Source organism: Halomonas sp. (genome assembly GCF_029263665.1).
Lineage (GTDB): Bacteria > Pseudomonadota > Gammaproteobacteria > Pseudomonadales > Halomonadaceae > Halomonas.
The window spans coordinates 180,021-206,714 of record NZ_JAJUFQ010000007.1 but is presented as its reverse complement, the minus strand read 5'-3'; the positions used below and the strand labels follow the sequence as shown (position 1 = coordinate 206,714).

At 54.7% G+C, this 26,694-nt stretch carries 9 protein-coding genes; 6 read left to right on the top strand and 3 right to left on the bottom strand.

Annotation, left to right across the window (positions count from 1 at the left end; all coding sequences use genetic code 11):
* Positions 1-1,592 precede the first annotated feature (1,592 nt).
* The 5 genes from Q1K07_RS09995 to Q1K07_RS09975 all read left to right on the top strand — a co-directional run bounded on the left by Q1K07_RS09995 (position 1,593) and on the right by Q1K07_RS09975 (position 7,811).
* The gene (locus tag Q1K07_RS09995; RefSeq protein ID WP_300310323.1) at positions 1,593-2,267 is read left to right on the top strand and encodes a response regulator transcription factor; all 675 of its coding nucleotides are present in this window, start codon (positions 1,593-1,595) and stop codon (positions 2,265-2,267) included.
* A gap of 421 nt (positions 2,268-2,688) precedes the next feature.
* Entirely contained in the window at positions 2,689-3,216 is a 528-nt protein-coding gene (locus Q1K07_RS09990) for a fimbrial protein (RefSeq protein ID WP_300310321.1), read from the top strand.
* 55 nt (positions 3,217-3,271) lie between these two features.
* The gene (locus Q1K07_RS09985; RefSeq protein WP_300310319.1) at positions 3,272-4,021 is read left to right on the top strand and encodes a fimbria/pilus periplasmic chaperone; all 750 of its coding nucleotides are present in this window, start codon (positions 3,272-3,274) and stop codon (positions 4,019-4,021) included.
* Positions 4,022-4,248: 227 nt separating this feature from the next.
* Positions 4,249-6,732, top strand: coding sequence for a fimbria/pilus outer membrane usher protein (locus Q1K07_RS09980; protein ID WP_300310317.1), 2,484 nt, complete (start codon positions 4,249-4,251; stop codon positions 6,730-6,732).
* Positions 6,733-6,767: 35 nt separating this feature from the next.
* Entirely contained in the window at positions 6,768-7,811 is a 1,044-nt protein-coding gene (locus Q1K07_RS09975) for a fimbrial protein (RefSeq protein ID WP_300310315.1), read from the top strand.
* Positions 7,812-7,992: 181 nt separating this feature from the next.
* Here the strand turns inward: Q1K07_RS09975 and Q1K07_RS09970 are convergent, their stop codons facing one another.
* From Q1K07_RS09970 to Q1K07_RS09960, 3 genes are all read right to left on the bottom strand, one after another.
* Positions 7,993-9,651 (bottom strand): arylsulfatase, encoded by a 1,659-nt coding sequence (locus Q1K07_RS09970; RefSeq protein ID WP_300310313.1) that lies wholly within the window; start codon positions 9,649-9,651, stop codon positions 7,993-7,995.
* An 858-nt stretch (positions 9,652-10,509) separates the two neighbouring features.
* A complete protein-coding gene (locus tag Q1K07_RS09965; RefSeq protein WP_300310311.1) occupies positions 10,510-14,079 on the bottom strand; it encodes a transporter substrate-binding domain-containing protein in 3,570 nt (1,189 codons plus the stop codon).
* A 53-nt stretch (positions 14,080-14,132) separates the two neighbouring features.
* Positions 14,133-14,768 carry a response regulator transcription factor gene (locus Q1K07_RS09960; protein WP_300310309.1) on the bottom strand — a complete coding sequence of 212 codons (636 nt, stop codon included), beginning with the start codon at positions 14,766-14,768 and terminating at the stop codon, positions 14,133-14,135.
* A gap of 493 nt (positions 14,769-15,261) precedes the next feature.
* Here Q1K07_RS09960 and Q1K07_RS09955 point away from each other — a divergent pair, with 493 nt between their 5' ends.
* Positions 15,262-26,673: a VCBS domain-containing protein gene (locus tag Q1K07_RS09955; protein WP_300310307.1), complete on the top strand. Its 11,412-nt coding sequence runs from the start codon at positions 15,262-15,264 to the stop codon at positions 26,671-26,673.
* Positions 26,674-26,694 lie beyond the last annotated feature (21 nt).

Below are 26,694 nucleotides of genomic sequence, written 5' to 3'. Positions count from 1 at the left end.
TTTAGTATATTTGATGAAAATCTATTTATAAATGGATGTATATACTTTATGTATATGCATGGCAACAGTCTATACTGCTATATTTTCAATAAAATCAATGTGTTGTGTTTTTTCATTGATCGATATTCGTTGTACCTTTCGGCAAGGAAGGAAGGAAGGGCATGGGGCAGAGCTAAATCATATAAAATGATATGCTTTTATGATTATTCGATATGTGGACTGATGTCTAGTAGAAGGCATGCGGGTGCGGGAAGGAGAGGAAGGGAGCTCTGCTGCTGGGAGGGAGGTTAGACCTAAGGATAATAAGAATCTATATCAGCAGAGATAGGATGTGTCCGAAAAACAAGACCGACATGAAGCATGATAAGCCTGTGGGTAGGCGTTGTGATTATTCCTGTCAAATGGACTTTTTGTGACGTTTCTCGCCCCCGGCTGGCCTGAATCGGCGGCTTGCTTGTGTGCAGACGCTTACATAACGTCATATTCCGAATGAGCCACTATAGGGCGTCATGGTCATATATGGTGCAGTGAGCCACCTATTCGAGCCACAAGTGGTATGAGATCACCCCTCTGTTTGAGAAATGATGATAATTATCTGTATTAAAAGATTTTTTAAGCAAGAGGCAGGCCATTGTCGACATGGGACGATACCCTGGAGCTGTACAGAGCAAGGGTGTCTCCACAAGGTTACCCTGCTGCCTGCGGGCCATTGTTTCCAGATATTACCGACAGGCTACTCGTGAATGAGGAGAGATGGTCATCAGGTTGTGGTCGCAAAATGCACCCAAGTAAACTTAGATTCCGTCGAGTCAACGGTTTTTTGACGCCCGTCCGCATGTAAATCCATAGGCGTACGAAGCATTGTGCCTGTCATCCGACACTCGCCAAGATAGCCAGCTTCTTTCTACATCCCTTTGCCCTTTGATAACCCGCTCCTCTGTCGTGCCAAGTCGCATCACGATCGCCACTACGTACCCTAGGGGATGAATCCTCCGACCTTCTATAACTGTCTGACGTCATGGTGCGTGTAAATTCTGTGCATAAAAATTGACACAGATCATTATGCTGATTCGGTAGCGTGCTCATACTTCGTCGTACATCTGTACGAGGTATGTCGAATTAGCCAGTTGAGGGACTCATCTGACTCAGCAATGACTGGTTGGCTCAGGGAAGGGGGTACTGCAACTTGCCTGGAAGTTCACGGCGTTTTTCGTTGCAGACACCTGAGCTGTGCTGTTCAAAAGCCACCCATGGATGTGTGGTTCGTTTATTTCTGTATGCGCTCGCAGATATCGTGCTCGGGCTTTACAAGGGGCATCCTTTTGCATTTATTGGGCTTAGGGTAAATGTTTAACCGAGATTAAGCAAAAGCACCTTTACATGTTATTAACCGAGTCTGAGCGAAACGAATGATTATGCCTTAAAGGGTCCATGTTGATGAAGGGAGTTATTGAAAATTAAAGGTTGATTTGCAGAAATAAAACTTAATGGAAGCGTTTGTTAGATCTCCCAAGGGACTCTCTAAAAAGGAATGTTCTGTATGTGGCGGAATTATATAATTTACTTATCATTGAGAATGATTCATGAGAAGCATGAAGAAGATAAGAAATAATACTTGTTTCCGAAGGGGAGAAAATAAAGCGACTGCCATTATTGTGGATGATCACCCTGTTGTTCGTTTCATAGCTAAACATGTATTGACAGAGGCCGGTGTAGACGTCGTTTCAGAAGCTGACAATGGAGAAGATGCCCTTCGGCTTGTTGAAAGCTTTCAGCCAGATATGGTGATCCTTGATCTCAAACTACCTGATATGGATGGCTTGGCAGCCATCATACAGTTACGCGAGAAGGGTAACCCTCCTGAAGTTCTGATAATGACAGCCCAGCCTATTGATACTTATGCCAAACGCTGCTGGGAAGCAGGAGCTTCTGGATTTGTCAGTAAAGAGCAAGATACAGCGGTTTTTGCAGAAGGCGTTAAAGCGATCCTGAAAGGCTATACCTTTTTTCCCCAGAGTGTGGGAAAGGTCTGGGGCTCTGCCAATGATACAGGGGAAGCTCTGGGTAAACTATCCAGCCGGGAAAGAGTCGTCATGAACTATATTATCCAGGGGGTAAAAAACAAGGATATCGCTGAGCTGCTATCGCTTAGCCCCAAGAGTATCAGCACGTACAAGACCAGGATATTCAAGAAACTCCACGTTCATAATGTGGTGGAATTGGCTGATGCGGCCAGGAGATATGGCCTTCTAGACGGTGAAAGCTAAGAGGCATCACCCGCTTATTCATCAATATGGGCGAAGTCTTGTGTAGTAGCGCTCATCTTTGAATTCGCATTATGCATCATCACTGATGAGGTGTTTTTTCCTATTCGCATAGGAATTTTCTTATCCAGTGTAGGAATTTTCCCAATCTAATGTGAGGTACCTCATTCGGGGTAAAAAATTGACATGGCTCAATGTTGTACCTAAGAGGCATGGTTAGACTTCGCTCGCCAGTCCTAATTGATCTATCTGAAATGATTGGTTATCAGCTCAGTGTACTGACTGGTGCAGCATGCTTTTAGCGTGCCTGAATGACTAATGATTTTATCATTGTGCCATGTAAATGGCTTATTCATAAGGCTGAATGAATTAACAAAGTCTTATGGTGCTCACTATTTATTCGCAATCCTGAAGGGTAATGAAAATGAAGAAGTTCGTCGTAAGCACACTGGCAGGGGTAACTCTTGCTGCGGCAACGGGCGCAATGGCCGCAGATGGCACCATCACCATCAATGGGCTGGTTGTCGACAGCGCCTGTAATATCGCCATTGATGGCGGAGCAGCAGACGCCACCGTTGTGCTGCCGACTGTCTCCAGCAGCTCTCTGGCTGCCGCTGGTGATACCGCTGGCAACACAGCGATTTCCATGAGCCTGAGTGGCTGCCCGACCAGTGGTGCTGTACGTGCATGGTTCGAGCCTACCAATGTGGACATGAACACAGGCAACCTGCTCAACAACGCCGCGACACCAGCGGAGAACGTTCTGGTCCAGGTGACGGACCAAGCGTCTGGAAACGTGATCGATCTGCGTGACAACACCAATAACCCCTTTGTCAACTTTGCTACTGATGGCAGCGCGACACTGAACTATGCCGCTCAGTACTACGCAACAGATGCTGCCACCTCGGGCAATGTTGAAACCCAGTTGGTCTACACCCTGGACTACCAGTAATGGTCGGCCTGCTGCGATGAGTATCGCAGCAGGCAACTATTGGAGGAGTGTCCCGATGAAACATATCGTCAGAAGGTCCGTAGGTAGATTGAGCACAGCCCTACTGTGCGCAGTACTGTTGTTACCCGCAATGGCACAGGCCGCTATCCAGGTGCAAGGGACAAGATTTGTCTATCCCGCCGGAGAACGGGAAATTACCGTCAATCTGAACAACACTGGCAATCAACCTTCTTTGGTGCAAGTGTGGTTGGACAGTGGCAATCCCGATTCGCAGCCCGGTGCCGAGAATCTACCTTTCGCGCTGTTGCCTCCTGTGACCAGGGTCGAGGCTCGTCAGGGGCAGGCTCTGCGTATTGCCTATGTCGGGAGCGGTTTGCCACAGGATCGTGAGTCAGTGTTCTGGCTCAATGTGCTGGATATTCCCCCCGAGGCCAGCAGCCAGAAAGGGCAGAATATTCTGCAATTTGCTTTCCGTTCTCGATTCAAGCTGTTCTTCCGTCCCGATGGTCTGCAAGGGCAACCGGAAGATGCGGCCAAGGCGGTGTCCTGGAGCCTGGTTCCGATGAGTGGCGGTTATGCATTAAAAGCCACCAATCGCTCTGCCTATCATGTGAGTTTCTCCCAAGTGGCGTTGAATACTGGCGGGCAGCGTTATGTTGCTGATGCCTCTGATGGCATGGTGGCCCCCGGCGCAAGCCAGGAGTTCTTGCTGAAAGGCATGACGACCCCGGCTGCAAGAGGCAGCGTCGAGGCTCAGTGGATCAATGATTTTGGTGCCAGCCAGAGCCAGGACTATTCGCTGTAGCGTTCCCTGATGTTGGCAAGTTCATTGAAGGAAAAAGGTAGATCTTGAGCCGGGCGTTGTATCAAGCCGGTCTCAATACACTCATTCATGAGTTATCTCTCAAGCCTTTTTCACCTTTATCAAGCGCTATCCATCAATTAGATAATTAGCTCGTCAATTATATTATGAAAAGAATATTGCCATATTCCACGGCGATAGGGGGACCTATTGGCCATGGGAAGCTGAGGTTGTCCCCTCTAGCACTGGCGGTTGGCCTGGCGCTGGCCACGGGGGCCGCCTGGGCTGCTGCCCCGGATGATAAAGGTGAAGCCGTTACCTTCAATAGCGCCTTTCTGCGTGGCCTGGGGCAGGATATTGATATTTCTCGCTACAGCCAGGCTGGCGCCATTCCCCCTGGAAGTTATGACCTGAACATTCTGGTGAATGATAATGCGTACTTGCAGCAAAAGGTGCGTGTCGAGGAACCGGAAAAAGGAGAGCTGCGTTTCTGCTTTTCTGCTGGTGATGCCATGCGCTGGGGAGCCAAACTTGATCAATTACCGGATCAAGCCAAGGTAAAGCAACAGCTGGAAAGTGACTGTATCGTTGCCGAAGAGTTGATTCCCGGAGCCAGTTTCCACATGGACCTGGCCAGTCTCAGCGGCAAGCTGAGCATTCCCCAGGCATATGCGGGGCGGGTCAAACGTGGCTATGTCGATCCTAGTGAATGGGATCAAGGGATTCCTGCCGGTTTGCTCGGCTATCATGCCAATGTCGTGCATAGCGACAATGGTGATACGGATAGCACGGATTACAACATCAACTTGAATGCCGGCTTCAATCTGGCAGGGTGGCGCTTGCGCCACAATGGCAACTACTCGGACAGCAGCCTGGATGACGATGGGGGGCACTACAACACCCTGAACACCTATGCCCAGAAGGATATCGACCGCTGGCAGTCCCAACTGACCTTGGGGGAGTATTTCACACCGGGCAGTGATTTCGACAGCATTCCCTTCACTGGCGTGCAATTATCCAGTGATGACAGCATGCTGCCAGAGAGCGAGCGGGGATTTGCCCCCGTGATTCGTGGTACTGCGCAAACCAACGCCAAGGTAACGGTACGTCAGAGCGGCAACACTATCTATGAGACCAGTGTGTCACCTGGGGTATTTATCATCGATGACCTCTACGCCACGGGTTATGCCGGGGATCTGGAGGTGACGGTCACCGAAGCCGATGGCAGCGAGCACAGCTTCACCGTACCTTTTGCTTCGGTAGTGCAAATGCTGCGGCCAGGTGCTTCGCGCTTCAATCTGGCTGGGGGTCGTTATCGTGATGACAGCCTGGAAGATGAGCTCTGGTTCACCCAGGCCAGTTATCGCCGTGGCATCAACAATGCCCTGACCTTATATGGCGGCAGCATTCTTGCCGAGGACTACCGCTCTGGTCTGGCGGGTGTCGCAGTGGGAACATCGTTGGGAGCAGTTGCTTTGGATGTCACTCTGTCCCAGGCCGAGAATCTGCCAGATAGCCATGACGATAGCATGAGTGGCAGCAGTTACCGCCTCAGTTACAGCAAGCGTCTGGTTACCACCGGTACCAATTTCGCGTTGGCCGCTTACCGTTATTCCACTGAGGATTTTCTCAGTTTCGCCGACTATGCCCACCTACGTGAGGGGGATAGGGATTCTTCCTCGCTGCGCGAACGCAATCGCTTTCAGTTGAATATCAGTCAGCCGCTTGGCAGAGCGGGTGACCTGAATGTCTCTGGTATTACGCGAAACTATTGGGACGAGCGTTCCAGTACTACTACCTTCCAAATGGGTTACAACAAAAGTTTCCGTTGGGGCAGCCTGGGGCTCACTGCCAGCCGGGACTTGCAGGATGACGAAGCCAGCAACACCTATATGGCGACGGCATCGATTCCCATCGGCAGTGGTGCACGCCGCCCGACCTGGACGACCAGCCTGACCCAGGATGGCGAGGGTAGCAGTCTGGCACGTACCCAATTGTCGGGTGTCGCTGGCGAGAACAACCAGTTGGGTTATGGCGTTTATGCCAGCTACGACAACGATGATGATCGCCAAGGGCTGGGAGGTAACCTGAACTACCGTACGAGCATGGCGCAATTAGGTGCCACTTACAGCCAGGATGGTGATTACCGCCAGTATTCGGCCAATGCCAGCGGTACCCTGGTGGCCCATTCTGGTGGTCTGGTCTTTAGCCCGGATCGCAGCGAAACCATGGCGCTGGTGGTAGCGGAGGGCGCGTCGGGTGCTTTTCTGAGTCAGGGAACGGGCAATCGGCTGGATAGTGATGGCGAGGCTATTCGCGCGGGTCTGACTCCATATCGTTACAACAGTGTTGGTATTGACCCCAAGGGGTTGCCAACGGATGTGGAACTGAATGCCGCGATGCAACAGGTCGCGCCTCGGCGCGGAGCGGTTGTGAGACTTGATTTTTCGACCACCCAAGGCAAGCCATTATTGCTCAGGGTTCAGAATGGGGACATTCCCTTCGGTGCGGAAGTGCTCGATGGGGAAGGCAACAATGTATCGCTGGTTGGCCAGGGGGGCATGATCTTTATTCGGGGTGAGTACCCTGAGCTCAAGGTTGTCTGGGGCCGAGACAATGCGAATTCCTGTTATCTGATTTATTCAGTACCGAAAGATGACCGCAATATGCCCTATCCCCAGGTAGAAGCTCAGTGTCTATCTACCGTCTCCTGATAATGATGCCGAGAGAATCGAGAAAGGTTTCCAGCATGAAAAGACTCGCAAGTTTAATGCTTGTACTATCCATGACCATCGTTGCCACTGATTCCAGTTCGGTCTTGGCAGCAACACCGGTTCCTGATGGACTGCCTGCTTATCAGTGCGCGGGGGATTATGTCCATATGGTGCCCCTTGATGTGGAACTTGGGGACTATGGTCAACAATCAGGAATGACACAGACAGAGAGCTTCAATACTGGAGCTGGGGCTAACGGTACTTGTAACTGTCCTTCATCTATTAATGATTACTCGCTTTTTACTGCCACGGCATCACTACCAGAAACCGATGGCTGGTTGAAATTGAATGAGAATGTTTCGGCCAGAGTCTGGTTCTATATTTATGGTCCAGGTAACGTTCAGATGCCCTTTTACCAGCGCCGCAATGCGGGAAGGACGAGCTGCAGCAACACCGCCACCAACAGCTTCACGATTGCGACTGGTAGCCGAGGCAAGATTGAGTTCCGTATTGATAAGGGGATATTGGGCGAATCCCGTTTTTCCGGAGAACTAGCCAAGCTATATTGGCAGGTCGTCTCCAGTGGTGTCGGAGCACCCGACTACAGCTTCCCGTTCTCCACGGTGAATGCCAATATTGTGCTTTCTTCCTCCGCCAGTTGTACCTTTGAGGCGGGGGATAACATTACCGTAGACCTTGGTGAGGTCACTCCTGGCCAATTGGCTGAAGGAAAACCGCCAGGTGGTGGTTATATTCCCCGCCAGATTGATCTATCAGTTAACTGCAATAACGTTGCTGATACATCCGCTAGTCATCTAGAGTACTTTATCTCTGCTGCTGGAACCCCCAATGCTGACGGTCCTTACATTGTCACTACCATGCCTGGATTGGGGGTCGCCATGACGGACCTTTCAGGCAACCTTCTCGGTCTAGGGAATCAGAACAGTCGGATGATCCCCTATCACAATGGGCGAGCTGAGAACTTGGTACAACTCTATCCCACTCTAGTTCCGAGTGAAGGGAAGATTGAGCCCGGCGCTTATAGTGCAACGGCTATTGTTACGGTGAGTATTCCCTGATATTCCTTGCTATAAAGCATGGATGTAATGCTTACAACCTCGGAGCAGAGGAACCTTGCCTGTCAGGGCGAGCACAATCACATCTATATTGTCTGGAGCTGGTGATGGCAAAAAGCCGGAGCAGGTTTCCCTGCTCCGGCATTGTTTTGAGTTGACGCTATCGACTGGCTATTAGCATCTGTTAGTTGTTGAGATCCACCTGGATATTCTTTTCCTTGAGGATTTCCTGCACTTTCTCCAGGGCACGGAAGCGCTTGATGGTCAGCGGGCCGGAATAGGCATCAGACTGCAGTGGCCGTGGGGGGTATTCCATGTAGGACTCGGCGACTTTTTTCAGTTCTTCACTGAAGAAAGGCAGTGCCCAGGTATTTTCCCGCCCGGAAGTCATGAAGATATCGTAGCGCTCTTGTGGGTCTTCCCACAGGTTGAAGATCTGTGGCACCACATCGGAATACTGCGACGGCCCACGCCAGCCGAGTTCCGCGGCCGGAGCTTCAGAGCCGGCAATAGCGCCATTATCGCCTTTCTGGTTGAACACCGCCTTCCAGTGACCGATACGGATCGCACCTGGCATCAATTCTGTTTCGGTGAAGTAGAGCCAGGAGTCACGATCCCACAGATCATCATCGACATCCGAGAACAGAATGGGGGCCATGTCATGGCTGTCGAAAATGATCGGCTTGCCGTCACGGTCTTCTTTGGGGAGTTCAACGCCTGCGAGATGGGCAAAGGTGGCCATCAGGTCAAGGCCGCCAGCAATGTCGCTGGATTTAGTGCCTGAGTCGATATGGCCTTTCCATTTGAAGATCGCCGGTACCCGCCAGCCGCCTTCGCGATCCGTGCCCTTGGAGCCACGGAAAGGTGTCATGCCGCTATCAGGATGCACATCCTGCCATGCGCCGTTGTCGACGGTGTAGACGACAAGGGTGTTGTCCTCGATACCTAGCTCCTGGATCTTGTCGAGTAGCTTGCCGGTCTGAGCATCCATTTCGACAACCTTGTCGCCATACTTGGACTTGACCTCGGAGGCGCCGACAAACTCGTCAGCCGGAAGGTTGGGCTGGTGGTTGGCTGACCAGTTGATCGACATGAAGAACGGCTGGTCCAGCTCTGCCAGGCGTTCCATCTCAGCCACTGCCTTTTCGGCTGTCACGGTATCGAGGTTGGCAAGGTCCTTCACCGTCATGTCGGCCATCGACAGCACTTCAGTAGGCTTTTTGCCCGCCTCCCCTTCAAGAATACCAATAGTGGAGTCCATGAAGAATTTGCGCTGCTCGTCCGTGATCTGGGGATTCCAGCCTTCCAATGCGTAGGTCATGGCATTGAGATGGTAGAGCAGGACGTTCTCCATCTTGTCATAGCCTTGGGCGGTGGGCATGGCGTAATCGGCTTCCCCGAGGTGCCACTTTCCAGAGAAGTACGTATTGTAATCCGCCTGCTTGAGGACGGATGCCAGGGTCCATTCCGCTTCGGGGAGGCCGCCGCCCTGGCCTTGGAAGGCCACCGTGGTCATCCCTGAACGATTCGGGTTGCGGCCAGTTTGCATCGCCGCGCGCCCGGGAGTACACGAGGCTTGAGCATAGAAGTCGGTGAACATCATGCCTTCATCGGCCATGCGGTCGAGATTCGGTGTATCCATGCCACGGGCCTTGCCGCCCATGTAGGCACCGAGATCCCAATAGCCTGTGTCATCTGAAACGATCAATACGATATTGGGTTTCGTTCCATACGTTGGATAACTGGTGTGGTCATCCGTCGCTTCCTGCCCCTGAGCCATGGCCTGGCCCATGGCGAGAAGCCCTGCAACTATTGCAGCGCCGCTTTGCGTTTTCTTTATCATTGGTATTCTCCTTTGTTCCCAATAGACCTTCCTTTCCCTAGGCTACCAACTCATCGAAGAGTCAGGGTGAATGCGCCTCTTTGAAGAAGTGTAACTAGAGCATGGAGCTGCCTTGTTGGCATGATTACTCTGCGCTATATCTATCCAGTAGTATATGTGTGAGAGCTTTTTCGGCATATTCATTAATCCATGGAGTTAGTGAGAGTTTGTTTTCCGATAATACCTCGAGGTGATACGTGTTATTAGAGGTTTATGTGTTTACTATATTAAAGCTATGGATTGAGCAGGTCTGCTGCGTAAATATGATTCAATTCACATCTTTATTGTTTTATAATAAGAAAATACATCCGTACAAATATCACTAAAATCAAGTGGGTTGTCTCGATATCATGTTGCTTGGCGATATCCATCAGCTCTATGACTCCAGTGAGGCCGCATATTTTTAATATTCTTGATTTATAGGCGTTTTCGCTCTTTTTTTCATCTGAATAGTCCTGGCCATATCCTTGCCTGGCAAGTTTTCATGAGGTGTCAACATGTAAGATGCGTTCACTATTTCTATCCCTTGCCGGAGTTTCCAGGAACTTTCGTATATGACTTGGATCATCGAGTTTGGATGGCTGGATTACTCTCAGGACCATCGTGGACTCACGGCAGGATTCCATGGTCGAGATGAAGCTTCTACGGGACTCTGTCTGAATGTTCTCGAGAATTTTCCTGAAGAAGCTGTATTAATGTTGAACATCAAGAAATTCAAACCAAGAACCAGGCGGTATCGTGCTCAATACCCAAAGCCCACCTCAACATCTCTGCTGAGGTGGGCCTGAGCCATCACGATGGATGCTGTGTGGTAACGGCTCAGGAACTGGGTAGTGCATGGATCCTGAGCTGTTCCTGCAGGGCAGAAAGTTCGTCAAGCATCGCTATCCTGGCCTGCTGCAGCTGGGCATCATCCTGCTTGTGGAGGCACTGTTCGAAGCGCTTGCATGCCTCCACGACCGGGTCGGCATGAATGATGCGGGCGCCTCCCCTGATCTTGTGGACCAGGTCGGCCTGGCGAGCAACATCCTGCTGATTGAAAGCCTGGTGCAGTTGCTTGATATCTTCATCATTGGTGAAGTAGAGCTTCTCCAGCATCTGCATCACAGTCTTTGGGTTGACCCCCAGCGTCTTGCATACAGAACAGATGTCGAGCGTCTGGATCTGGCTGAGTCGACACACGACCTGTTGGATGGATTGAATGCTTTCTATCAGCTCGCGCAGCTCCTGCATGCTGACAGGTTTATACAGGCAGCCATCCATGCCGCTCTTCAGGCAGCGTTCCTCTTCATCGAGTATGGCATTGGCCGTCAGGGCAAATATCTTCGAGTTGGGGCCGCCTTTGAGCTGCTCCCGTTCGCGTATTTTTTCGGCCAATTCATATCCGGTCATTTCCGGCATATTGCAATCGGTGATCACCAGGTCGAAGCAGTCCTGCTCCCAGTGCTTGAGGGCCTCGGCCCCGCTGCTTGTGGCAGTAACTTTCTGGTTCAACTGGTCGAGTTGCTGCATGAGCAACGTTCTGTTGGCAGGGTGATCATCGACGATCAATATGTTCAAGGTCGGCAAGGGTATGGAGGCAATCTCACCCTCATCAAGGTGAGCGGGAATCTGTAGCGGCCAGTCAATCACCTTGAGGGGAAGGTCCACGGTCACCTGGGTGCCAACATGTTCCTTGCTCGTCAACGCTAGACGCCCTTTCATGCTCTCGACCAGCCCCTGGCAGATCACCAGCCCTAGGCCGGTGCCATTGATCCCGGACGACAGCTGGGTGAATGGCTGGAAGATGTGCTCCATGTTCTGTTCAGAGATGCCGCAGCCACTGTCTTCGACGACAATGCAGAGATCCGTCATGCCATCCTTCTTGTCGGTCATGTTCAGGCTGACATGAACCTTGCCTTCGGAGGTGAATTTGATGGCATTGTTGATCAGGTTGGAAACCACCTGCTTGAGCCGGTAAGGGTCGACGAACACGTCATGGCGTTTCCTGGCGGTGACCTCCAGCTCCAAGGCAATGCCTTTCTCTGCCGCCAACGGCCTGAAAATATCGATGACCGATTCACACAGTGCGACGGGATCCACTCGTGTCGGCTTGAGCTCAAGGTGCCCGGCTTCAATCTTGGAGAAGTCCAGTACATGGCCAATCAATTCGAGCAGGTCGCGTGAGGCCTGGTGCGAGATTTCGAGGGAGGCTTCATCGAACTGCCCTTTCTTGCCCTTGTCCAGTGCCAGTTCCTGCATGCCGATGATGGCATTGAGCAAGGTACGAATCTCATGGCTCATGGTGGCCAGGAAGCGGCTCTTGTATTGACTGGCTGACTCTGCCTCCTGTGTCGCTTCCTTCAGTTCATCCATCAGGCGATAGCGTTCGCTGATATTGATCCAGCCGCCAATGACGCCGCGCACCTCCCCCGAATGGCTGGAGAGAGGAATGATCCAGTGATACACCGCGACCGTCTGATCGTTCAGGTTAAGAACTCGATCTCCGATTTGTGGTTGCCGGGTGGCAATCACGCTTTCGTAATCGTTCAACAACGAGTCCAGCGTGTTTTGGTCGAGACCTTGCAACTTGCAAAGGTCATGGCCCATCACTTCGCTTTGCGTCCGACCGATGGCCTCCAGATAGCTGTTGTTGCATCGCAGCAGCAACCCTTTCTTGTCCCGGACATAGATGGGGTGAGGGGTGCCCTCAATCATGGCCGTCATGAATTCAACCTGATCGGAAAGCTCCTCTTCCACGCGCTTGCGCTTGGTGATTTCCTTGCGCAGGAAAAAATTCCAGGCGAAGAACAGTGTGACCACCAGCAATGACACCAGCACCACACCGAGGATGAGAGAACGATATATCTGCCAGCCTGACACCCTTATCACAGGGTTGGTGCGCCAACGGTTCTCCATGTTGGCCATTTCCTCCGGACGAATGCTGGCCAGCGCCGTATTCAGGATATCCACCAGGGGGGCATTGTTCGGCAAGGTAGCAAAGGCCATCTTGGCAAAGCGATCTGGCAATATGCCGACAATATGAAGACGGGAGCCTTGCTGACGCGATAGAACGTAACGTGTGCTCCGATAGGGCTGAATGGCAACATCCGCGCCACCGCGATTCACCCTTTGATAGGTCGACAAGATATCATCCAGCTCGATAAAGCTGGCCTCAGGGTACTCCAGACTCAAGGAGGAAATCAGCGCATGGCCACGGGGCAGCGCAATCTTCAGGCCATCCAGGTTGGTAATATCGATTTCATTGTCAGCATCATGGGTGATCACGGTATAAGGTGATACCAGATAGGGCCGCGTGAACAGATATTGCTCCCTGCGATTGGGAGTCGCGGTAAAGTCTGCCAGCATATCGACTTCACCCGCTTTCAAGGCACGGATTCCCTCTCGAATTTCCGAGAAGGGGACAACATCGAACTGAATGCCGGTGAGGGCAGAGATTCGCGACAATACATCTGAGGTGATGCCGACGTAGCGGTTCTCGATGTCGTAGTAGGAATAGGGGGCATACTCTTTATTGACCCCCACTCGGATGACTGGCCGCGCATCCACCCACTGTTGCAACTCGGGAGGAAATGTCAGGCGGCCACGCGATACCCTGCCACCGCCGCCCCAGTTTTCCACGATATTGCTGGCAATATCAGGGGGAATGCTGTCGATCGATTTATCCAGGATCGATGTCAGTATGGGCCTGTCCGCCAGCACAGCAAACCCGACCTCAACTGGCTCATCGATCAGGCTGGCGATACGAGCGTCATTGGGATAGTACCGGTTGATGACATAATTGGCTGAGATGGTATCTGTCACTACGCTGTCGATGTCGCCAAAGACCAGATTCGAGATGGCATCTAGTGTCGACTCGAACGGGCGTACCTCGGTGGTCGAAACCATGCTACGGACACTTTCACTTCCCATCCAGGGGGCATTGAGTCTGTCGTAGCCCGTGATCAGGTTGCGGGCGGGTTCGGTAGAAGAAGGGCGCTTGACCAATGCCAGGCCGGAACTCAGGAACGGGCGTGTATAGGTGATCCCCCCCGGCGGTGGGGTATTGACGGGTATGGTCGCAATGGCATCGATGTCCCCCTGCTTCAACGCCGCGTTGGCCCTGGCCTGGTCGGCATATTGAGTGACTTCGATATTCAGGCCGGTAAAGCCTGAGATGATGCCGAGCATATCGGCGGTAATGCCCTCGAATGTCGTACCATCGGAAACCACTTCAAAAGGCGTGTGCGAGGACAGGAAAACGCCTACATGCAGTGTCTTGAGCTGCTCGATCCGTACCTGTTCCTGTCGGGTATAGCGCTCGATCTGAAGGGGTTCGTGAGTCCTTGCCAGCAACTCCAGGGATATTGGCTGGCCGGTATACGCCTGGAGCTGAACAGCGGGGCTCATCAACCATAATGTCAGGCTGATGGAAGCGAACTTTCTGACAAGGCGCGAGAGCATCATATGATGGCGTTGCGTTTTGCCAGTTCGACCAGCTCGGCGATATTGCCGACACCAAGCTTTTGATAGATTCGCGTCTTGTGTGTGCTGACGGTTTTATTGCTGATCAGCAGTTGGTCAGAGATTTCCTTGTTCGAATGCCCCTGGGCAAGATATCTGAATATCGTCAGCTCACGCTCCGACAGGGTACGAATGGGGTCGTCGTGATCGCCCTCTGTTTCCCAGTCCATTGAGGTATAGGACTCCTTGGGAAAGTACTGGTAACCACCGAGGATAGCCCGGATGCCATTGAGTACCGACATCAGGTCCTGGTCCTTGTTGACGAAGCCCGATGCCCCGGCCAGCCGGCAACGGCGGCTGTAGACCTGTGGGGGCTGAGAGGTGAAGACCAGGATGTCGGGAGCATCGGGCAGTGCCCGGACACGAGAAATCACCGCCATGCCATCGAGACGGGGAATGTTGATATCCAGTACCACCACCGCAGGCTTGCTCTGCTTGATCAATTGGATCGCATTGACACCATTGTCGGCCTCTCCTACGACCTTCATGCCATGGGAAGAAAGTAGCGTGCTCAGTGCCATGCAGACCACAGGATGGTCGTCGACGATGACAACCTTGGTTTCGGCTTGTGTCACCTTCAGCTCTCCTATCCAGTCGTTACGACAGCATCCCGCACAGCATGGAAGGCTCCGTTCTTGACGATGGGCCCTGTTCTCGGGGTATCAGGTTTTATTGATGCTGTTTTAGCACAGTTTCTATATCAGAAGCCCTCTGTGATTGTCAGTGGCTATTCACACAATTGTAGGAAGTTTCATGTCTTCATGCGTTGCGGAGACGTTTTCTGTCTTTGGAAATGGTGCATTCTGTTCTCTGGACATGCTTTCTGCATGCATCACTGTTTCCTGGCTCAGTTCGTATCTGGTCTTTATGTCTGTGTGCGTAGGCTTGGCGAGATATTTTTCAATAAAAGTTGACCCAAGAATCAGGCCCATAAATTCATGGAAGAATCTGGTATTGGCAAATTTTCTACTATGCTTTCCTAGATGCTCTTATGTGATTGTAAGAAAAAGCGCTTATTTACAAAGTGCTACCTACAGATAAAGAAGTAATTCACTTGACGGAATTGCCATGAAAGGGACTCGGCCTCGCTCAAGATTGATCGCCCTGGAACCACGTCTGCTGTTCGATGGTGCAGCAGCAGCGGCTGTCGACCAGGAAACACCGGACCACCAGAGCGATGGTGGTGTGGATGCTTCCCAGCATGTGGCGACGAATGGGGACCATGATGTCCAGGAAGCTTCACGTAGCCAGTTACAGGCCAAACGGCATCTGGTGGTGCTCGATGCGCGGCTGGATCCGCAGCAGCGCCAGTCGATCATTGACAGCACCAAGGAGGCATCCGAACTGGTGGTCGTGGCGTCGGGGCAGGATGGCATCGATGCCATCACTTCGGCCCTGGCGGGTATGGACGATGTCGCCAGCATCGAGATCTTCAGCCATGGTGCCGACGGTCAGTTCCTGCTCGGCAGTTCCCATGTCTCCGTCGACACCCTTCCTCAGCTAGAACAGCAACTTGGCCAATGGCGCGACTCCTTGAGTGCTGATGCCGATCTGTTGCTGTATGGCTGCCGAGTGGGAGACGGAGCCAGCGGCCAGCAACTGATCGACGGCCTTGCCGATGCCACCGGTGCGGATGTCGCTGCTTCCGATGACGATACCGGTGAAGCACGCCTCGGTGGTGACTGGCAGTTGGAGATCACCCGGGGAGATATCGACCAACAGACCGGTACCGATCTCAGCGGACTGGCCACCATGGATGGGCTTCTGCCCGCTGCCCCGACGGTTTCCCTGGGCGCGGCCAACCAGGAAGTCCCTCTGGGAGAGAACTTCGACTTCACGGTCAGCTTCAGCAACACTTCTTCCGAGATCGGTTATGCGCCCTTTATCCACCTGTACGTGCCGACCACCGGCAAGGATGGTGCGGGGGCTGAAATCGATGATGGCATCACCATCAACTCGGCAAGCTACGTGGGCGGCAATCTGCCCATTACCACGGTCACCTTCGATGACAATGGTCAGGCGGAACATCCCATTGCCAAGGATGCCAACGGCGACGCCGTGATCATCAATGCGGCCGATTATGGCTATCAGCCCGGTGATACGCTGGTGGTGGTCGAGATTCCTTTCGCCAGTTTTGGTCCCGACCAGCCGGCTATCGAAGTCACCTTTTCCGCCACCCTGAGCGATCTGGCCGACACCTCGGCCACCGATGGTTCTCCTGAGCTGGATATCACCGCTATCGGCGGCTTTGAGCTGGGCCACGACCCTCTCGACAACCCCCAGGACGACCCCAGTGTCATCGGTACCAACCCGTCGATCATCACGATCATGCCGACGGTCGTCGATGTCGAGCAGACGCTCAACATGACCGAAGATGAGACGGCCACTGGTGAGAACTATACTCATAGCCTGACCACCACCATAAAGCCTGCCGGTATCGACCCTGAAATCCAGCCCATCAGCAATGTGGTGGTTACCCAGCCGGTGCCGACCAACGTTCAGGTCACCAGTATTGATCCCGGCAATGGCACCCTGACTTCGATCACTCTGGCCAGCGGCCAGGTCGTCACCAATCCCGCCATCATTCAGACGATGATCGACCGTGACGATGTGTTCATCACCGAATATACGGTCGAGTACGCTGAATTGACGGGTGCCGAATCGAGTACGGTGGAGTTCTATGTTCCCGAGCAGGATGCCGAGGGCAATCCGATCATCGATCCGGATACCGGCGATAATGTCACCATTACCTTCGGTGCTCCCACTGGAACCGGGGAGTGGGACCCCATCGATGATCGTGATGAACCCGATGGCGGTGGCACCATCGATTTCAGCGGCACCGGTGAGCCGATCAGCTTCACCGCCAAGTCCATCGCCTTGCACAAGACAGCGACTATCGTCACCGATACCGGCGCACCTGGCCTGACACCAGGTGACACTCTCGATTACCAGCTGCAGATGACGCTGTCGGACTATTTTGCCTTCGGCAACAATAGCCAGGATCAGGGACAATTCGTGGTCACCGACACCCTGGGCAATGGCCAGACGCTTCAGGGCACGCCGACCATGACGGTGACCTTCGTCGATGGTGACGGCAACGTGCAGCAGGGGGTGATCGTCGACCTGATATACACCGAAATCACCAACTCCGATGGCACCACTGCGCTGGAGTTCGATGTCGCCGCTTCCATGGAGGCAGCATTCCCCGGGCAGCCTTGGCTGGCCGGGGACGATGCTTTCGACCAGGTTCATGACGGCACTCCCACCAGTGCCACCATCAACTACACCACTGTCATCGACGAGGAATATGCGACAGGCGTGGACCATCCCGCCATCAATGAGGGGGATAGTGTCAGCAACAATGCGGTGGTCAACGCCGATATCTTGATTGATGAGAACAACACCACGGGTTTCGATGAGAGCGACAACTCCAGCACTGAAACCACGGTACCGACTGGCCAGGTGGATATCACCATCCCCGGTGGTGACGCTGAGCTATCCCCTGGTGAAGAGGTCACCTTCACCGTCAGTTATGACCTGATCACCGGCGATCACGAGAACTTCACCCTGACGGTGTATCTACCATTACCGCTGCTGGATACATCGGGTATCAACTGGACCGAAGGTAGCGGCCCCAATACCTGGGCACTCAATGCCGCCAATACCCATGAAGGCGCCGTCACCGTGACCAGCGGACCGGGCAACTCACTGGTCTTTACCTTTGCCGACGTCAGTGATGCCACCGCTCCTAGTACTATTGCCATCGACTTCACCATGACGGTGGGTGATCAGCCTTTTGCCGACCAGCGTTCGCTGGATGTACTGGCCCAATCCAGCCAGACCACCACCCTCGACAAGAATGAGCTGATCAGCGAAGACGTCGTTCGAGTGCAATCGGTGGCTGAGCCGGTGGTGGGTATCACCCATGGTGTCGTCAGTTCCAGCAACGGCACCGTATCCGGCACCGATGGCAACTGGGCTGCGCCTGGTACAACGGGAACTCCACATACTGGTCCCGTTACCGATCCCAGTGTGGGAGACGGCGATGTCAGTGATATCGATGCCGGTGACACCTTGCGCTTGGCGACCATTCTCAAGAACACCGGCGGCGGCGGTGCCTACGATGTGGCTACCACCATAGAGATTCCCTCGGATCTGACCTTTGTTGGCGGTAGTCTCGACGCTGCCAATCTGATCCTGACCCGTGGCGATGGTACGGAATTGGTCGAAGGCACCGACTACGAAGTCAACGGCAATACCATCACCCTGCTTGATGCTGACAATCAGGCCACGCTCCTGGCCGGTCGTGACGGCACCGACAACGACACCAGTGGCCTGAACGTCATTGTCATCACCTACGACGTGCAGGTCGTGGCGGCAGTGGCCGCCAGCCGTACCATGGGCAGTACCGCGACACTGAACCATTACGCCAGTGTCGAAGGCGGCGAGGACTTCACGCCCAATGATCTCAGCGACGATGCTACCCAGCAGATCGCTGCTCCTGAAGTCAGCATCGGTTACAAGGATGGCAGTCTGACGGACGACGACTCCAGTGAATCCCACACCAGCGGCACCAACCTGGTGGTGGGTGAAAGCATGGATTACGACATTGTCGTCACCCTGCCCGAAGGCACCACTCAGGATCTCGACGTCAGTGACCTGATCCCACCAGGCATGGTGCTGGATACCACCTTCAACGGCGGTCTGGGTTATGAATTGATTCAGACAAGCGCTGGCAGTGGTGCACTGAGTGCTGATTTCGCCGGTACTGTCACCGTCGGCAGTGTCAATGCCGATGGCAGTCTGACCTTTACTGCCAGCAGTACCGATGCCGACAACGACACAGGCAACAACAGCTTTGTGATTCGCTTGCGCCTGATTGCCGATAATGTCCAGAGCAACCAGCAAGGCACGACACATACCAATGATGCCGAGTTGAGCTACAGCGACCCCGATGGTGACGAGGTCAACGGCACGACCCCGGTGAATCGCAACGTGGCCAGCACCGGTGATGGCGTGGTGACCAATATCGTCGAGCCTACGGTAACGATCGAACAGGAACTCACTGTCCCTGCCGATCCAGGCCCTGGTGTCGATCTTGGTGATGAGGTGGAATTCACCATCACTCTGAACAATACATCCGGAACCGATGCCTTTGACCTGATCCTCGACACCCAGCTGCCGGAACACGTAGAAGACCTGAGCATTGCTGGCGTTGTCGACAGTGCCGGCAATGTGACTGCCGCCGATTTCATTATTGAAGATGGCGTGCTGCGTATCGCTGATGGCTCGGATATTGACTTGAGCAATGGACAGAGCATCACCATCACTATCTCCGGTACCGTGGGGCTTCTGGCAGCAGACTTCGTCAGCCTGAACAGCGACGCCCAGGTGCAATGGACCAGCCTCGATGATGAAGTCACATCCAGCGTGGGCGAGGAACGTACCGGTGTAGATGGTCCCCTGAATAGTGGTGTCCTCAACGATTATCAGCAGCAGGACACTCTGGTCATTCCTGTGGCACAGGAATTACGGGTTTCCCGGGTCGGCGGGCTGGATGATACTGAGGCCGCAGATCCTACAAGTGGCCCCAGCGAAGATGTCGCCGTCGGCGAGATCATTCGTTACCGTGTCGTTGCCCTGATTCCAGAAGGGCTGTCGAGCAATTACAGCCTGACGATTCAGGTGGATGAAGGGCTCACTATTCTGCCGGAAACCGCCAATCAGATATTGATGGGGCTGATCTCGAATGGTAATGGCCTGTTTCCGATACTGGATACCGGGGCCAATGAAATCGATGGTAATGAGGAGTCTCCAGAAGCAGGGGATATTCCAACCGACCTGTCCAACGGTCCTTCAGGAGTTCTCAACCCGGATCTCTACACCATTTCGGCGGATGGCCGCACGTTGACCATCAATCTGGCATCCATCGCCAATAGCGATGACCAGGACAAACCTCCCGAGCAGGATGATGCGGAAGGCATCACTCTGGAATTCAACGTTCGCGTCGATAATGTGACAGGCAATATCGCTGGTACCGAACTCGGCATGACGGTCACCGAAAGTCGTAATGGCACTGATTTCACCAGTGAACGTATCGTCGAGCGTATCGCCGAGCCTGGCTTTTCTGACCTCGACAAGAGTGTGGTCGACTTCGATCCCGGCGTAGGCAGTGCGACCGGTAATGCCACAGCGGATGTCAGTTTCACCCAGAATGGCACTGCCCCTGCCTATGACGTGTCGCTGACGGATGCCTTCCCCAATGGCAGCAATTATACCGTCAATAGCATCACCATCGATGGCACTTCCTATCCCCCCGACAACCTTCCCGACGGAGTCACCATCGACACCACCGGTGGCATCAGCGTGGTCTTCGATCAACTTGATCCCGGACAGAGTGTCACGGTCAATTACAGCGTCGATGTACCCAATGATGCCGTGGTAGCCGAGGGCGATGCCCAAGCGACGCTGACCTGGTCGAGCCTGCCTGAGGATTTCACTGAATTTGCCGGTAGTACGGTCGGGGCCGATGGCACGGCAGAAGGCGAGCGAGATGGTCGTGACGGCGCTGGTGGCGTCAACGACTATATCCTCAGCGAAGGTGCCGGGTTGGGTATCATCGAAGGCACCCTGTGGGATGACACCAACAATGCCAATGGCGTTCAGGATGCGGACGAAACCGCTTTCGCCGGCCAGACGGTCACTTTGACCTGGGCGGGCAACGACAATGATTTCGCTACGACGGATGACAATCTAACGTTCACCATCGAGACCGATGCCGATGGCCAGTATCAGTTTGGCGTGCTGCCCACGGGGTTGTATCGCATCACTGCCGCGGATGAATTCAGCGATGTTGATGCAGGTGATGTGCGTGCCCGTTACGACAGCGACGGCGGTACCTATGGCAATGGCAGCCTGGCCGATATCACCGTCACCCTTGGCGAAGGTAGCGAAAGCCCTGCGAATATCGGCTATGTGCAACTCAACGATGCCCCGGTCAACGAGGGGGTGGATAGTGCCACTGCCGTAGGCGACGAAGATACCGTCATCGACATTACCGGCCTGTCGATCTCCGATCCGGACGCTCATGATTCGGACACCTTGCAAGTCACGCTGGAAGTACTGAGCGGCATCTTGAACATCGACGATGCGGGTGGTGCCGATCTTCAGGGCGATGGCACGGCGACGCTGGTGATCACCGGCACGGTGGCACAGATCAATACCGCACTGTCCAACCTTACCTATCAGGGCAACCTGAACTTCAATGGCCAGGACACCCTGACCATCACCACCAACGATCAAGGCAGTTTTGGTGACCATCCTGATGCGGCTCAGGGGGATGGTATTCCCGGCCAGAACCCGAATGATGCTCTGGAAGATGTCGACACCCTGGGCATCACCGTCAATGCGGTCAATGACGATCCCATTGCCAATGATGATTCGGTCATTGCGGTGGAAGCCGGTGGTACTGACAACAACCAGGTGGGTGTCGATCCCAATGGCTTCGTGCTCGACAACGATACCGATGTGGATATCGCGACCAACGATGATGTGCTGAGTGTGATTCAGGCCGGTATTGATGCTGACAACCTGCAGGCAGTGAGTGCTAATCCCGGCCAGCCGCTGGAAATCGTCGGTGAATACGGCACCCTGATCATCGGCAGTGATGGTTTTGCTCAGTACATCGTCGACAACGATAACCCAGAGGTCGAGGCGTTGCGTCAGTCCGGCGATACGTTGAGCGAGAGCTTTGTCTACGAGATGGCCGACCTGGCAGGTGCCACGTCCCAGGCCAGTATTACCGTGACCATTCAGGGTGCCAACGACACTCCGGTGGCCGAAGATGATACTGCGACGGCTATCGAAGCCGGTGGCGTCAACAATGGCTCTGGGGGGCAGGATGCCAGCGGCAATGTCCTCGACAACGACAGTGATGTGGACGAATACGGCGAGACCCAGGCCGTCAGCGGTATTCGTAGTGGAAACGAGGATGCGGAAGGGGCTTTCACCGATGTCAGCAGTGGGACTTCCATTACTGATGGCACCAGCATCACGGGGCAGTACGGCACGCTGACGATCGGTGCCGATGGTAGTTACCTCTATGTGGTCGACAACGACAACACCGATGTTCAGCGCCTGACCGATGGCGAAAGCCTGAGCGAAGACTTCAGTTATATCGTCACGGATGCCGGTGGCCTGGATGATATCGCCACCCTGACCATCACCATCGATGGCAGCCAGGACAACCCGGTGGCCACCGACAACTCGGCCACCGCCCAGGCGCCATCCACCGATGGCGAGACGCCCGCCGTGCCGGGGACCGGTAATCTGATCACCGATGATGATGGGGATGGCATCGATGACGATGTCGATGCGATCGACCGACCCAATACTAATCTGGCCGTGAACGGTATCCGACCGGGAGAAGAGGGTGCAGGTGGCACTTTGATCGACGTCATCGCTGGCGGCACCAGCATCGACGGAACCTATGGCAGCCTGACCGTCAACCCGGATGGCAGCTATCAGTTCGATGTCGATGGCAGTAACCCGGATGTCCAGGCGCTGGCAGCCGGTGAGACCATCACCGAGACCTTTACCTATCAACTGGTCGATACCGACGGCAATACCGACCTCGCCCAGTTGGTCGTCACTATTACCGGCGCCAATGATCCGCCTGCTCCAGTGGATGACAACGCCACTGCCATCGAGGCGGGCGGTATCGACAACGGTACGCCCGGCGTTGATCCCAGCGGCAATGTGCTAGACAACGATACGGATGTCGATGGCCAGACACTGGAAGTCAGTGAGTACGGCAACGCTAGCGGTGACGCTGCCGCGGGTGAGTCCCTCGTTGGTCTCTATGGCACGCTGACACTCAATGCCGATGGCAGCTACACCTATGTCCTCGACAATGACAATCCCGCTGTCCAGGCACTGCGCACGGCCGACGATCAGCTGAGTGAAACGTTCACCTATACCGCCGTGGATCCACTGGGTGGGGCGTCCACGGCCGTTCTGACCATCACCATCGAGGGCCGCAACGACACCCCGGTCGCCAACGATGATGAGGCCACCGCCATCGAGGCTGGTGGCACCGACAATGGAACCCCCGGGCAGGATGGCACCGGCAATGTGCTCGACAATGACACCGATGTCGATAGCGGAGACACCAAGGCCGTCAATGGCATTCGCACCGGCAGCGAAGCAGATGGCGGTGACTTCACTAGCGTGTCAGGGAGTACCGATATTGCCGGTGAGTACGGCACGTTGACCATCAACGCCGATGGCAGCTTCACCTACACCATCGACAACAGCCTTGATGCGGTACAGCAATTGGTCGCAGGGGAATCGCTGACCGAGACGTTCAGTTACCGCATGCTGGATACGGTCGGCGCGACAGACATCGCACAGCTGACCCTGACCATCGAAGGTGCCTGGGACGCGCCGGTGGCCGACAACGACCTGGCTTACGCTGTCGCCGAAAACCCCAACGGCACCGGCAATAACCCCGATGGCAATGTGTTACCCAACGATACCGATGTCGATGGTAACGATAGCCTGTCGGTAGGGGCTGCCCGTGCTGGCGAAGAATCCAGTGGCGACCCGCTACAAGCGATCCCGCCAGGAGGCATCAGCTTGATCGGCCAGTACGGCACTCTGACCATCAACCCCGATGGCAGTTATCTGTACGAAGTCGACAATAACAACCCCGATGTTATCGCCCTGGATGCTACCGATTTTCTCAACGACTACTTCACCTATGAAGCCGTTGACCAGGGAGGGCTCGTTGATACTGCCCAGTTGCGAGTGATCATTCGCGGCGGCAATGATACGCCGGTTGCCAGTGACGATGCCGGCTCGGCTATCGAAGCCGGCGGTTTGGACAATGCCAGCCCGGGTGAGAATGCCACTGGCAATGTGCTGGACAACGATGTAGACCCCGATGCAGACGTCGGCCCGACGCCCGATGATAGCCCCAACCTTGAGGTCATCGGCATCCGTGCCGGAAACGCCGCTGGCACCGGTACCGAAGGTGTGGTTGGTGAGTATCTTGACGGTGAATATGGACGTCTGATCCTCAATGGCGATGGCAGCTACACCTACGAAGTCGACGATAACAACCCCGACGTTCAGGCCTTGCGCCAGAGTGGTCAGACGTTGACGGATGTCTTCACCTACACCATCGATGATCGCTGGGGCGCTGAAGACAGCGCAGAACTGACCATTACCATTGATGGCCGCAACGACACCCCGGTGGCCAATGACGATGGCACCACCGCTGTCGAAGCAGGCGGCATCGACAATGGTACGCCAGGTGTCGACCCAACCGGCAATGTGCTCGACAACGATACCGATGTCGATGGCGTTGACTACGGGGAAACCAAAACCGTGCTCAGTGTCAGCCAAGGGGGCAATAGCGCCCTGGCCGGCCAGACTCTCCAGGGCCGCTACGGTACGCTGGTCATCAATGATGACGGTAGCTATCAATATGAGGTCGACAACGATAACCCCGCCGTGCAGGCCCTGCGCACTGCGGGACAGACCCTGACTGAGCGCTTCGACTATGTCATGCGCGATACTGCCGGGGATACATCAACTGCACGTCTGACCATCGTCATTCAAGGCGCCAACGATACACCAGTGGCCAACGATGATACCGCCACTGCAGTCGAGGCTGGAGGCGCCGACAATGGCACGCCGGGCATCGATCCCAGTGGCAATGTCCTCGACAACGACTCGGATGTCGACGGCACCAATCGCGGCGAAACCACTACCGTGGTCAGCGTCGGCCAGGGTACCGACAGCGTGCAGGCGGGTCAGTCGCTGACCGGGCAATACGGCACTCTGATCATTAATGCTGACGGCAGCTATCGTTACGAGGTCGATAACGACAACCCCGACGTACAGGCGCTGCGTACTGCGGGGCAGACACTCACCGAGAACTTTAATTACCTCATCAGTGACACCGCCGGTGATACGTCTCAGGCGGTGCTGACCATCGTCATCCAGGGTACCAACGATACCCCGGTGGCCAATGACGATGGCACCATCGCTGTCGAGGCAGGCGGCATCGACAATGGCACCCCCGGTACCGACCCGAGCGGTAATGTGCTCGACAATGACACCGATGTCGATGGTACGGACTACGGCGAGACCAAGAGCGTGGTCAGTGTCCGCCAGGGGAATAGCACTGCACTGGCTGGCCAGACGTTACAGGGTCGCTACGGCACGCTGATCATCAACGCTGACGGCAGTTACCGTTACGAAGTCGACAATGACAACCCGACTGTCCAGGCGCTGCGAACGGCGGGCGAAACGCTCACCGAGCGCTTCGACTATGTGATGCGCGACACGGCAGGAGACACATCCAGTGCCCGCCTGACCATTGTCATTCAGGGTGCCAATGACAACCCGGTCGCCCGTGACGACAGCAACTTCGCCAGCGATCAGACTCCCGAACCTCAGGCTACCGGCAACGTGCTGCCCAACGACGGAGATGTCGATGGTGGTGATCAGTTGCAGGTGGTCGATGTGCGTCCGCTCGATGATGACGAGACAGCGGCAGCCGGTCAGGCACTCTATGGGCGTTATGGCACGCTGCTGCTCAATGCCGATGGCAGTTATGAGTACGTCATCGATATGACCAACAGCGAAGTGCTGCAGGCCGCCGGGCGCGGCGCCATTCTGGATGACGTCTTCGTCTACCGCATCACTGACAGGGCTGGTGCCACTGCCACCGCGAATCTCACCATCACCCTGGATATAGCGGCGCCCTACATCCCTGTGAAAGGTGAAATAGGGCCGCATTTTCTCGATCGCGCCCCCTTGCAACCGGGGCCAGGCAGTGATCTTGGTTTCGAGCCTATCGTGTATGTCACCCCGGAGGTCCAGAGCAGTAACCTGGAAGCCTCCAATTATCTGCGTCTCAGCCATGGCGCCAACCCGCGCCTGGTGACGTTGCCCGAAATCCAATCGCTCTCTCTCGCAGAAGGATTGGGGCAGGTGGAGGGGCAGTTCGTCCGCGATAGCGTCCTGATCAGTCGCGCCTTTGCCGAACAGGACACCTTGTTGCTGCTGGGTCGCTATGGGCGCACTGAGCTGAGTGCCGATGGCCTGCTGCCTGCTCCTTCCCTTTATGCGCCAACCCGAGATGCGCTGCTCGAGGGAACCTTGAGTCATGATGATGCCCCTCAGCAGGCACCATCGCAGCACAATGCTCCACCTTCCACTCCACAAGCCAATGACGGACGCCCGGCCTTGCCGCCTGGCGCACGTTGGGTCGATGGGCCTCCCGCTCTGAGTGACGGCTCGGAGGGCCGTGACGATAGCGTTGTAGGCAATGCGAACACACCGGATTCCACACCGACGACAGATACAACGACGCCCGGCACAGTGGCCTCAATCGCACCGAGCTTCCGTCAGCAGTTGCTGGCGGCCACCCAGCATGCAGTGCCCTTCCCTGGGGAGTCGGATTCATGACCCCATTGCGACAAGGATATC

Bases quoted from the DNA above. Each gene is read 5' to 3' on its own strand.
- Q1K07_RS09995 (WP_300310323.1), top strand. From the start codon at position 1,593: ATGAAGAAGATAAGAAATAATACTTGTTTCCGAAGGGGAGAAAATAAA.
- Q1K07_RS09990 (WP_300310321.1), top strand. From the start codon at position 2,689: ATGAAGAAGTTCGTCGTAAGCACACTGGCAGGGGTAACTCTTGCTGCG.
- Q1K07_RS09985 (WP_300310319.1), top strand. From the start codon at position 3,272: ATGAAACATATCGTCAGAAGGTCCGTAGGTAGATTGAGCACAGCCCTA.
- Q1K07_RS09975 (WP_300310315.1), top strand. From the start codon at position 6,768: ATGAAAAGACTCGCAAGTTTAATGCTTGTACTATCCATGACCATCGTT.
- Q1K07_RS09970 (WP_300310313.1), bottom strand. From the start codon at position 9,651: ATGATAAAGAAAACGCAAAGCGGCGCTGCAATAGTTGCAGGGCTTCTC.
- Q1K07_RS09965 (WP_300310311.1), bottom strand. From the start codon at position 14,079: ATGAGCCCCGCTGTTCAGCTCCAGGCGTATACCGGCCAGCCAATATCC.
- Q1K07_RS09955 (WP_300310307.1), top strand. From the start codon at position 15,262: ATGAAAGGGACTCGGCCTCGCTCAAGATTGATCGCCCTGGAACCACGT.